The organism is Rhodoferax sp. RT4P68 (assembly GCF_056521305.1).
The window spans coordinates 172,728-183,006 of record NZ_JBWMBB010000016.1 but is presented as its reverse complement, the minus strand read 5'-3'; the positions used below and the strand labels follow the sequence as shown (position 1 = coordinate 183,006).

Annotated in this window: 10 protein-coding genes; 5 read left to right on the top strand and 5 right to left on the bottom strand. The window is 68.1% G+C overall.

The window, feature by feature from the left end:
* Positions 1 to 226: 226 nt before the first annotated feature.
* Genes AC099J_RS27720 through AC099J_RS27705 form a run of 4 tightly spaced genes read right to left on the bottom strand, consistent with a single transcriptional unit; the run spans position 227 to position 4,064 of the window.
* On the bottom strand, positions 227 to 1,027 hold the full coding sequence (locus tag AC099J_RS27720) for an ABC transporter ATP-binding protein (protein WP_479618528.1): 801 nt from the start codon (positions 1,025 to 1,027) through the stop codon (positions 227 to 229).
* Complete coding sequence (locus tag AC099J_RS27715; RefSeq protein WP_479618527.1) at positions 1,020 to 1,964, bottom strand: branched-chain amino acid ABC transporter permease; 945 nt, start codon at positions 1,962 to 1,964, stop codon at positions 1,020 to 1,022. The genes AC099J_RS27720 and AC099J_RS27715 overlap by 8 nt, the downstream gene beginning before the upstream one ends.
* An 8-nt stretch (positions 1,965 to 1,972) precedes the next feature.
* Positions 1,973 to 2,860: a branched-chain amino acid ABC transporter permease gene (locus AC099J_RS27710; protein ID WP_479618526.1), complete on the bottom strand. Its 888-nt coding sequence runs from the start codon at positions 2,858 to 2,860 to the stop codon at positions 1,973 to 1,975.
* 7 nt (positions 2,861 to 2,867) lie between these two features.
* Complete coding sequence (locus AC099J_RS27705; RefSeq protein ID WP_479618525.1) at positions 2,868 to 4,064, bottom strand: amino acid ABC transporter substrate-binding protein; 1,197 nt, start codon at positions 4,062 to 4,064, stop codon at positions 2,868 to 2,870.
* Between the two features lie 181 nt (positions 4,065 to 4,245).
* Between AC099J_RS27705 and AC099J_RS27700 the strand changes: the two genes are divergently transcribed.
* Both AC099J_RS27700 and AC099J_RS27695 read left to right on the top strand, forming a co-directional pair.
* A complete protein-coding gene (locus AC099J_RS27700; protein WP_479618524.1) occupies positions 4,246 to 5,220 on the top strand; it encodes a helix-turn-helix domain-containing protein in 975 nt (324 codons plus the stop codon).
* Between the two features lie 142 nt (positions 5,221 to 5,362).
* Positions 5,363 to 7,195: an NAD(P)-binding domain-containing protein gene (locus AC099J_RS27695; RefSeq protein WP_479618523.1), complete on the top strand. Its 1,833-nt coding sequence runs from the start codon at positions 5,363 to 5,365 to the stop codon at positions 7,193 to 7,195.
* Between the two features lie 10 nt (positions 7,196 to 7,205).
* Here AC099J_RS27695 and AC099J_RS27690 read toward each other — a convergent pair whose 3' ends face one another.
* The gene (locus AC099J_RS27690) at positions 7,206 to 7,601 is read right to left on the bottom strand and encodes a hypothetical protein (RefSeq protein ID WP_479618522.1); all 396 of its coding nucleotides are present in this window, start codon (positions 7,599 to 7,601) and stop codon (positions 7,206 to 7,208) included.
* 328 nt (positions 7,602 to 7,929) lie between these two features.
* Here AC099J_RS27690 and AC099J_RS27685 point away from each other — a divergent pair, with 328 nt between their 5' ends.
* From AC099J_RS27685 to AC099J_RS27675, 3 genes are read left to right on the top strand one after another with little or no spacing between them, the layout of a single operon-like run.
* Entirely contained in the window at positions 7,930 to 8,934 is a 1,005-nt protein-coding gene (locus AC099J_RS27685) for an SDR family oxidoreductase (RefSeq protein ID WP_479618537.1), read from the top strand.
* 25 nt (positions 8,935 to 8,959) lie between these two features.
* Positions 8,960 to 9,523, top strand: a complete 564-nt coding sequence (locus tag AC099J_RS27680) for a DNA-3-methyladenine glycosylase (protein ID WP_479618521.1) — start codon at positions 8,960 to 8,962, stop codon at positions 9,521 to 9,523.
* Positions 9,520 to 10,275, top strand: coding sequence for a DUF72 domain-containing protein (locus AC099J_RS27675; RefSeq protein ID WP_479618520.1), 756 nt, complete (start codon positions 9,520 to 9,522; stop codon positions 10,273 to 10,275). Before AC099J_RS27680 ends, AC099J_RS27675 begins: the two co-directional genes overlap by 4 nt.
* Positions 10,276 to 10,279: the final 4 nt, after the last annotated feature.

Here is a 10,279-nt window from a genome sequence, read left to right as displayed (position 1 = left end):
CTCTTCTCTTACTGCGTGCCTGCTTTGAACGACAACGAAGACTGTCTATCAATGGAAGAAAAAATCCATGACCGGTTGTTGACGTGGTGGGAAGTCCCTGTAGAAATAAAGGAGGAGCCCTGGGCCGCCTGCGGCCCTGGGCGGGGGACATTCGCGGAGTGGAGTACACCGTCGGCGTGGTCCCACCCCGAAGCGTGGTCCCCTGAACCCGGATCCCGATCCCGCCTCATCCCACCACCTCATCACCCAAATAAGCCTCAACCACCTCCGCATTGCGTACCACTTCCGCCGGCGTGCCATCGGCGATCTTGCGGCCCTGGTGCAACACGATGACGCGCTCCACATGGCGCAGCAGCGTGGTGACCGCGTGCTCGATCCAGACCACCGCCAGGCCCATGTCGTTGCGCAGCCGGGCGATCAGGCGGGCCATGGCCTCGACCTCGGACTCGGTCAACCCGGCGGCTACTTCGTCCAGCAGCAGCAGGCGCGGGCGAGTGGCCAACGCCATGCCGATTTCCAGCAGCCGCTGCTGGGAGGGTGTGATGGCCGATGCCGGCAGCGCCGCCTGCTGCGACAGCCCGATCAGCGCGAGGATGGACGCGCCATCGGCCAACAACGGCGGCGCAGCGCGGCCTTTGCCTGCGAACTGCAGACCGAAGTCCACGTTCGCCGCCACGCTCATCTCGGCGAACACGCGCGGCGTCTGGAAGGTGCGCGCAATGCCCTGCGCGGCGAAGCGGTGCGGACCCTGGCCAGACAGGTCGCGCCCGCCCACCAGCAGCGCGCCGGCCGTGGGCGGCACCACGCCCGAGATGGCGTTGAAGAAGGTGGTCTTGCCCGCGCCGTTGGGGCCGATGATGCCGATCAACTCGCCCGCGTGAAAGCGCGCGTCCACCGCATCCACGGCCGTCAGGCCACCGAAGCGCACCGTCAGCGCGCGGGCTTCCAGCAGCAGATCGGAGGGCCCCCCGGCGCGCCGGCTGGCGACGCCCACGGCACGGTGAAGGGCAGGGTGGTCCTCAACCATCTTCGTCCTTGCGCTTGACGCTGAACATCGACCAGCGCAGTGAACCCAAGCCGTTCGGCAGGTACAGCACGGACAGGATCAGCAGCAGCCCCAGCGCCATCATGTAGGCCTGCGGCAACTGCAGCCGCAGCGTCTCGGCCAGCACGCTGAAGACCACGGCTGCGACCAGCGGCCCCCACAGCGTCGCGGCACCACCGATCAGCGCGATCAGCACCGTCTGAAAGCCGATGAACGGGTTGAACACGGTGACCGGGTCGATGTACGTCCAGCGCACCGACATGGCCGCGCCCACGGCGCCGGCGAAGGCGGCCGTCAGCGCGAAACCCAGTGTTTTCACCGTGCGTGTGGGCACGCCCAGTGTCTGCGCGCGCTGCTCGTCTGCGCCGATGCCGGCCAGCGCCAGCCCGAAGCGGCTGCGCTTCACGCCCATGGCCACGCCGACGGCCGCGCAGGCGATGCCCAGCACGGTGTAGTAGACGGTGGTGTCGTCGGGCACCGTCACCAGCACGCGGCCCACGGTGCCGGTGACCTGCTTCTCGAAATAGGTGACGGCGTGGCGGATCAGCTCCGTCATGCCGAAGGTCAGCACCGCGAAGTAGGTGCCGCGCAGGTGCAGCACGGCCGCGCCCATCACCAGCGCCACGGCGGCCGCGATGCCTGCGCCCAGCGCCACGGCGACGAGCCAGGGCACGCTCTCCAGCAGCAGCGCGCTGGTGTAGGCACCGATGCCGAAGAAGGCCGAGGTGGCGAGCGAGAGGTAGCGCGTGCTGCCGCAGAACAGGCTCCAGCTGGATGCCAGTGCCACGTACATCAGGCACGACAGCGCCAGCGACAGCGCGAACTCGCTGGCCAGCAGCGGCAGCAGCACGCCGGCCAGTGCCAGCACGGCGAGGACGGAGATGTCGCGCGGCACCGTGCTGCGGATGGTGTTGCTCATCGTCTGGCTCATCGTCGCGCAAAGAGCCCGTTGGGCTTCCATAGAAGAACCGTGATGAACACTGCGTACGACAGCAGCGCCTTCAGCGATGGGTTGGTGAAATGCATGCCCAGCGCCTCGATCACGCCCAGCAGCAACCCGCCGGCCAGCGCGCCGCCCATGCTGCCGAAGCCGCCGAGCGTGATGACGATCAGCGCCGTCACGGTGTAGGGCTCCCCCATCGACGGCGTGATGGTGTAGGCCATCGACAGCAGGCAACCGGCCACGCCAGACAGGCCCAGGCCGACGCCGAACATGAGCGGGTGCAGCCGGCGCGTGTCGATGCCCACCAGCTGCGCACCCACAGGTGACTGCATCAGCGCACGCACGCCTTTGCCCAGAAGCGTCATGCGCAGCACGGCCATCAGCGCCAGCGCGATCAGCAGCGCCAGGCCGAACACCAGCAGCTTGTTGCCGGCGAACTGCGCGCCGCCCTCGCCGCCGATCACCACCGGCGAGGTGAGGTAGTCGTAGCCGCGCAGGTCGCCGCCCCAGACCCACGAGGCGAAGTTCTGCACCAGGAACATCAGGCCGAAGGCCACCATCAGCCCGCGTGCCTCGAACACATCCACATTCGGCGCGTTGGCCGCCAGCCGCGCAAAGCACAGCCGGTGCACCACCAGGCCGAGCAGCATCAGCGCCGCGAACGACAGTGGCAGCATGGCCAGCGGCGACAGGCCGAACTGCGTGTGCGCCATCCAGGTGAGGTAAGCGCCCAGCATCAGGAACTCGCCATGCGCGATGTTCAGGATGCGCATCAGCCCGTACTGCAGGTTCAGCCCCAGCCCCACCAGCGCGTAGATGCCGCCGGTGATGAGGCCGCTGGCGATCAGCTCGAACCAGGCGGTGAGGGACACGGGCCGCTTACTTCCAGGCCGGCTTGGCAGCGTTCAGCTTGGCGGTGGCGATCGACGCCGGCCACACGATCTCGAACTCGCCGTTCTGCCACTGGCCCACGCTGCCTGGCGTGGCGGTGTTCTCGCTGCCGGTGAACTTGATGTCGCCCACGATGGTGGCGTGCGTGCCATTGGCCACGTAGTCGCGGATGGCCTTGCGGTCCAGCCCCACCTTTTCGACCGCCGCCTGCAGGATCTGCAGGGCGGCCCAGGTGTGGCCGCTGGCCCAGCGGTCCGGCTCCTTGCCGGCAAACTTCTTGACGTGCGCATCGAAATAGGCCTTGGCCCCGGGGCTCGTCTTGCTGTTCCACGAGCCCATGCCCAGCACGCCCTCGGCACCGGCCGGCGTGATCACGTTCTTGTAGACCTGGAAGGCCGTGCCCACCGAGGCGTAGAAGAACTTGGGGTTGAAGCCGACCTCCTTGGCCTGCTTGCTGGCGAGGATGGTGTCGGGCGGGTAGGTGATGCCGATGAACGCGTCGGGGTTCAAGTCCTTGATGCCGCGCAGCACGGGGGAGAGGTCTTTCACGCCCAGCGGGTAGCTCTTGCGCTCCAGCACCTGGATCTGCGTCTTCTTCAAGGCGTTGTTCAGCGCCGCGAAATTCTCCAGCCCGAACAGGTCGTCCATGTAGACGATGGCAATGCTCTTGACACCGCTTCCGACCAGCATGTCGACCAACGCGCCCATCATGCGGTCGGGCTGCTGCAGCACCGAGAAGTAGAACGGCAGGTTCATGTCGATCAGCTTGCGCGACAGTGCCGTGGGCGCCAGCATCGGGTAGCCGAAGCGCTGCGCCAGCGGTGCGATCGCAAAGTTGGCGTTGCTGCCCCACGGCGGCAGGATCAGATCGACCTTATCGCTGCCCATCAGCTTCTGGTAGCTGCGCACGCAGGTCTCGATTTCGCTGCGATCGTCCGAGCTGATGAGCTCGATCGGCCGCCTGGTGCCCTTGACCGACAGCCCGCCCGCCGCATTGACCTGCTCGGCCCACAGCAGGTAGTTGGGTTCCTGGCTGACTTGCGCGCCTGGCGTCCACGGCCCGGTGCGCGACATGGCATAGCCGATGCGCACCGGCGTGGCCTGGGCGCGCAGCGTGGGTGCGATGGCGGCGGCGCCGAGGGCGGCGGCGCCTTGGATCAGGTGGCGGCGTGTGGTCTGGGGCATGGCAGTGTCTCCGTTGCGCTGGTGTGCCGCGATCGTAGAAAGCCTGCGCCCTGGTCGCTGTGCGCTGCGTGCACGAAGGGCTTGCACCAGCGCGCACACCGCATGGGGATAACCCGCAGCCGGCAGCGCCAGATGGGCCCGGCGCCCATAATCCGCCCTCTTTCCCCGACCGGAGCTGCCCATGACCCCGTCCCTGGTGCTGAGCACTGACGTGGTCGCCCCGCGCGACCGGGCGCCGCAATGGCGCGAATGGGTCTGGCGCCACTTCGGTGGGCTGGAGTCGGACCTGTATGGCGATGTGGATTTCGATGGCCACCTGTCGGCCTCGCGCGCCGGCGACGTGATCTTGACCAAGCTGGAAGCCGGCCGCCACCGCGTGCTGCGCACGCCGCAGATGGCGCGCCGCAGCGATGTGGGCTACCTCAAGATCGTCGCGCCCTGGCAGGGTTGCGCGCAGGTCGAACAGCTGGGCCGCCAGGCCGGCGTGCGCGCCGGCGGCTGGATCATCTACGACACCACCGGCAGCTACGCCATCGACAACCCCGAGCCGACCGAGCACCTGATCGTGATGCTGCCCAAAGACCAGATGGCCGAGCGCGGTGTGCGGCTGGACAGCCTGATGGCACGCCAGGTGGGCGGCGCCACCGGCATTTCACGCGTGGCGCTGGAGGCCATGCGCACCACCTACCAGGAGCTGCCCGCCATGAGCGAGACGGCCGCGCGCGGGGCCGGGGAACTGATCATGCATCTGGTGCGGCTGTCACTCCTGGAGCTGGGGGGCCAGGGCACGGGCGTGACGCAGCGCGAGGCCCTGCACGACCGCATCCGCGACCATGTGGCACGGCACCTGCGCGATCCGCAACTCTCCATCGACGGCATCGCGAGCGCGCTGAACTGCAGCAAGCGCCACTTGCACAACGCCTTTGCCGACGGCGACCAGACGCTTGCCAGCTACATCCTGCAGCAGCGGCTGCAGGCCTGCATCCAGGAGCTTCGCCAGGGGAGCAGCGCCACACCACGCGCCATCACCGACATCGCGCTCTCCTGGGGTTTCGGCAACCTCTCGCACTTCAGCCGCGTGTTTCGCGACCACACGGGCATGAGCCCGAGCGAGTTCCGGCAGGCGCAGCAGCACGGGGCGCGCGCCGAGGGTTGAACCGTGCGGCGGCGGTGGCCCTGCACCTGCGGCACGGCGGCATGGCCCCTTGGGTGAACCCGCTTCCTTCGGGGCGCGCCTTGGGCAACACTGCAGCGGCCATCACCCGATGTGGCACCCGCAACGCCCAAGGAGACACTGCATGACCCAAGCCACCGCCGAGGCGCCCGCTGTCGCGCCCCCGTCCACCCTGCCGCGCGCTGACTTCGAGCGCTGGCTTGCGGCCTTTGGCGCCGCGCTCGCGCGGGGCGATGCGCCCGCCGCTGCCGCGCTGTTCACGCCCGACCGCCATTGGCGCGATCTGGTCGCCTTTACCTGGAACATCAAGACCGTCGACGGCCCGGCCGGCGTGCGCGATCTGCTGGACCACACGCTGGCCACCACGCAGCCGCAAGCCTGGCAGGTGGACGGCGAGCCGACCGCCGCCGGCGGCCTGGTCGAAGGCTGGTTCACCTTCGAGACCGCCCTCGCGCGCGGCCGTGGCTACGCCCGTGTGCGCGACGGCCTGTGCTGGACGCTGCTGACCACCGCCGACGAGCTCAAGGGTTTCGAAGAGAAGAAGGGCCGCTCCCGGCCGATGGGTGCCGAGCACGGCGTACACCGCGACCGCCAGACCTGGCTGCAGCGGCGCCAGCAGGAAGAAGCCGAACTCGGTATCACGCAGCAGCCCTATGTGCTGGTGATCGGCGGCGGGCAGGGCGGCATCGGCCTGGGGGCGCGGCTCAAACGCCTGCAGGTGCCCACGCTGATCATCGACAAGCACGCCCGCCCCGGCGACCAATGGCGCAGCCGCTACAAGTCGCTGGCGCTGCACGACCCGGTCTGGTACGACCACATGCCCTACCTGCCGTTTCCCGACGACTGGCCCGTCTTCGCGCCCAAGGACAAGATCGGCGATTGGCTGGAGATGTACACCAAGGTCATGGAGCTGAACTACTGGACGTCCACCGAGTGCACCAGCGCGCGCTTCGACGAGGCCGCGCAGCAGTGGGAGGTGAAGGTGCGCCGTGACGGCAAGGAACTGGTGCTGCGCCCCACGCAACTGGTGTTTGCCTCGGGCATGTCGGGCATCGCCAACACGCCCAACATTGCCGGCGCCGAGAGCTTCGAAGGCCTGCAGGTGCACAGCAGCCAGCACGCTGGCGGCGAGGCCTGGCGCGGCAAGCGCGCGGTGGTGCTGGGGGCCAACAACTCGGCCCACGACATCTGCGCCGACCTGTGGGAGCACGGCGCCGATGTGACGATGGTGCAGCGCACATCCACGCACATCGCACGCTCCGATTCGTTGATGGAACTGGCGCTGGGCGGGCTGTATTCGGAGCAGGCGGTCGAGAGCGGCATCACCACCGACACGGCCGACATGATCTTCGCCTCGGTGCCCTACACGATCATGCACACCTTCCACATTCCGGTGTACGAAGAGATGCAGCGGCGCGATGCCGATCTGTACGCGCGGCTGGAGAAAGCCGGCTTCATGCTGGACTTCGGCGACGACGGTTCGGGCCTGTTCATGAAATACCTGCGCCGTGGTTCGGGTTACTACATCGATGTCGGCGCCTGCGAGCTGGTGGCCAATGGCGACATCAAGCTCAAGAGCCGCACGACGATCGAGAAGATCCTGCCGCGCTCCGTTCTGCTGACCGATGGCACCGAACTGCCCGCAGACCTGCTCGTCTACGCCACCGGCTATGGGTCGATGAACGGCTGGGTGGCCAAGCTGGTGTCGCAAGAGGTGGCCGACAAGGTTGGCAAATGCTGGGGCCTGGGCTCGGGCACGACCAAAGATCCCGGCCCTTGGGAAGGCGAGCTGCGCAACATGTGGAAGCCGACGGCGCAGCAGAACCTGTGGTTCCACGGCGGCAACCTGCACCAGTCTCGGCATTACTCACGCTACCTGGCTTTGCAGCTCAAGGCGCGCTATGAGGGCCTGCCGACGCCGGTGTACGGCCTGCAGCAGGTGCACCACAAGAGTTGATTCCCGGCGATCAGACGGCGTCGTCGTCCGCGCCCGTGCCTTCGATGCCGTCGTCCAGGCTTTCGCCGTCATCACCCGCGATGTCGGCCACGTCGCCCAGGGCGTCGGTGGAGTCGCCGCGCATGCCAGGCGTGATGATCCGGTCGGGCAGGATGTCACCGCTGGCGCGCCCTGCGTCGCCAGCGGCGGCGGCACGTTCACCCGTGCCATCGGCGTCGGTGTCCGAATCGCCCTCCGCCACGATGGCGCCCCATTCGGCGGCGTTGTCGGGTGCGGTGGCCATCGGGCGGGCGCCCTGCACGTCGCTGCCGCTGTCAGAACTGTTGCTGGGGCCCAGTGCGTCCACGTCGTTGCCGGGGGCGCGGGCCGGTGCTGGGTCGCCCCCCATGATGCTGCTGCGTGCCATGTCTGATCTCCTGGTTTTGTGCGGTCCCGAAAGCTTAGGCAGATGCGCGAAAAGCGCCTGTAGGCCCAGGCGCCTGCCGATGTAGGAGGTTGTGGCTTTTGGGTCCAAGCAGCGCTGGGGCGCGCAGGTGTCGATGGACGGGATGAGGGATGACAGCGCGCAGCGCGCGCGTCCGAGCCGCGGGCCGGGGGCGGGGCGCCAGGATCGAGGTTTGCGCATCCCTGGAGCCCACGCCATGTCCAAAGAATCACCGACTGCTTCGAAGTCCAAATCCAAGTCCAAGGTCAAGTCCAAGTTCAAGTCCGAGCGCAAGTCCCAGTCCGCCTCCATGGCCTCGGACACCACGGACAAGCAGCGCCGCATCCAGCGCGAGCAAGACGCGCGCGACGCAGACGAGAAAGACGGCAAGCGCGCCGGCCAAGCGAAGAGCGAGGCCGATGCCTCGAAGGACCATCCCGCGCAGGCTGCACCCGGCCCGCACCGCGCACAACCCCGGCCGCCCATGCCGCGCCAGCACCTGACCAAGCCGGGGCTCGAAGCGGACATGGTCCTGAAGCCACGGTTCGAGGCCCCGCACTACAAGGGCAGCGGCAAATTGACGGGCTTTTCCACCCTCATCACGGGTGGCGACTCTGGCATCGGGCGCGCGGTGGCCGTGCTGTTCGCACGGGAAGGGGCCGATGTGGCCATCGTCTACCTCAGCGAGCACGAAGACGCCGAGCTGACCCGCCAGCATGTGGAGGCCGAGGGTGGCCGTTGCCTGCTGATACCGGGCGACGTGAAAAGCGCGGCCTTCTGCCAGGGCGCGGTCGAGCAGACCGTGCAGGCTTTTGGCAAGCTGGATGTGCTGGTCAACAACGCAGCGTTCCAGGAGCATGCCGAGTCCATCGAAGACCTCAGCGAAGAGCGCTTCGACGAGACGCTCAAGACCAACGTCTACGGCTACTTCCACATGGCCAAGGCCGCGGTGCCCCACCTCCCCAGTGGCGGCAGCATCATCAACACCGGCTCGGTCACCGGGCTCAAGGGCAGCAAGGAGCTGCTGGACTATTCAGCGACCAAAGGCGCGATCCACGCGTTCACGATGGCGCTGGCGTCCAATCTCATGGACAAGGGCATCCGCGTGAACGCGGTGGCGCCCGGCCCGGTGTGGACACCGCTGAACCCGGCCGACAAGTCGCCCGACGACATCGAGAAGTTCGGCAGCGGCACCGACATGAAGCGCGTTGCCCAGCCCGAAGAGCTGTCGCCGGCCTATGTGTTCCTGGCCGCGCCGAGCTGTTCCAGCTACATCAGCGGCATCGTGCTGCCGATCACCGGCTCCGTCGGTTAGGCCGCCTGCCTCGGCTCTGCGCAGCATGTCCGAGATCTCAGGCATCGACTTCGGTGCTTCATCCATCGATGTGGCGCGTGCGCTGATCGGTGTGGTGCTGCGGGTCGACGGCGTGGGCGGCCGCATCGTGGAGACAGAAGCGTATGACGCCGACGATCCCGCCTCGCACAGCCATGGCGGCCCCAGTGCGCGCAACGCATCGATGTTCGGCCCGCCAGGGCATGCCTACGTGTACCGCTCCTACGGCATCCACTGGTGCCTGAATTTCGTCTGCCGCGAGGTCGGCCACGGCGCCGGGGTATTGATCCGCGCCTTGGAGCCCGCCGATGGGCTGGACCTGATGCACCAGCGTCGCGCCGTCGCCGATGCGCGCCTGCTGTGCGCGGGGCCTGGCCGCGTGGGGCAGGCCCTGGGCATCACCCGCGCGCACGATGGGTTGCCGCTCGACAGCGCACCATTCGAATTGCGGTCGGCACCCGACGCGCCGCAGGTGCTTGTGGGCGTGCGCATCGGCATTTCGAAAGCGCAGGACATGCCGTGGCGCTTCGGGCTGCTGGGGTCTCGCTTCGTCAGCCGGCGGTTCGCATGACACAGGCCCAACGTGGGGTGCGCATCGGCACCGCTGGCTGGACCATCCCGCGCGCCGTGGCCGAGGGCTTTGCGGGAGAGGGCAGCCACCTGGCGCGCTATGCCCGCGTGCTGGGCTGTGCCGAGATCAACACCTCGTTCTACCGCAGCCACCGGCCCGAGGTCTACGCCCGATGGGCGGCGCAGACGCCGGCCGGCTTTCACTTCGCCGTGAAGCTGCCGCGCGCGATCACCCACGACCAACGCCTGCGCGCCTCGCGCACCCTGCTGACGCAGTTCCTGGCCGAGGTGTCGGGACTGGGCGATCGTCTGGGCGTGCTGCTGGTGCAGTTGCCGCCATCGTTGGTCTTCGAGGCCAGGCCGGTGCGCACCTTCTTCGGCCTGCTGGCCGGCATGTACGACGGCCCGGTGGTCTGTGAGCCACGCCACGCCTCATGGTTCGAGCCAGTGGCTGATCGCCTGCTGGTGAAGCTGCAGGTGGGCCGTGTGGCTGCAGACCCTGCGCGCTGGCCGGCGGCGGCCGTCCCCGGCGGCTGGATGGGCCCGGCAGGCGACGGGGCTGGCGCCGTCCTCTACCACCGCTGGCACGGCTCGCCACGCATGTACTTTTCGCCCTACGAAGACGACTGGCTGCGCGCGCGTGCGGCTGAACTGTCGATGTGGCCCCAGGGGGCGAACTGCTGGTGCGTCTTCGACAACACGGCGTCCGGAGCGGCGGCAGCCGACGCATTGCGCCTGAGCGCAGTCCTGTGAAAGC

Bases quoted from the DNA above. Each gene is read 5' to 3' on its own strand.
- AC099J_RS27690 (WP_479618522.1), bottom strand. From the start codon at position 7,601: ATGGCACGCAGCAGCATCATGGGGGGCGACCCAGCACCGGCCCGCGCC.
- AC099J_RS27720 (WP_479618528.1), bottom strand. From the start codon at position 1,027: ATGGTTGAGGACCACCCTGCCCTTCACCGTGCCGTGGGCGTCGCCAGC.
- AC099J_RS27705 (WP_479618525.1), bottom strand. From the start codon at position 4,064: ATGCCCCAGACCACACGCCGCCACCTGATCCAAGGCGCCGCCGCCCTC.
- AC099J_RS27680 (WP_479618521.1), top strand. From the start codon at position 8,960: ATGTCCGAGATCTCAGGCATCGACTTCGGTGCTTCATCCATCGATGTG.
- AC099J_RS27715 (WP_479618527.1), bottom strand. From the start codon at position 1,964: ATGAGCAACACCATCCGCAGCACGGTGCCGCGCGACATCTCCGTCCTC.
- AC099J_RS27675 (WP_479618520.1), top strand. From the start codon at position 9,520: ATGACACAGGCCCAACGTGGGGTGCGCATCGGCACCGCTGGCTGGACC.
- AC099J_RS27695 (WP_479618523.1), top strand. From the start codon at position 5,363: ATGACCCAAGCCACCGCCGAGGCGCCCGCTGTCGCGCCCCCGTCCACC.
- AC099J_RS27685 (WP_479618537.1), top strand. From the start codon at position 7,930: ATGGCCTCGGACACCACGGACAAGCAGCGCCGCATCCAGCGCGAGCAA.
- AC099J_RS27700 (WP_479618524.1), top strand. From the start codon at position 4,246: ATGACCCCGTCCCTGGTGCTGAGCACTGACGTGGTCGCCCCGCGCGAC.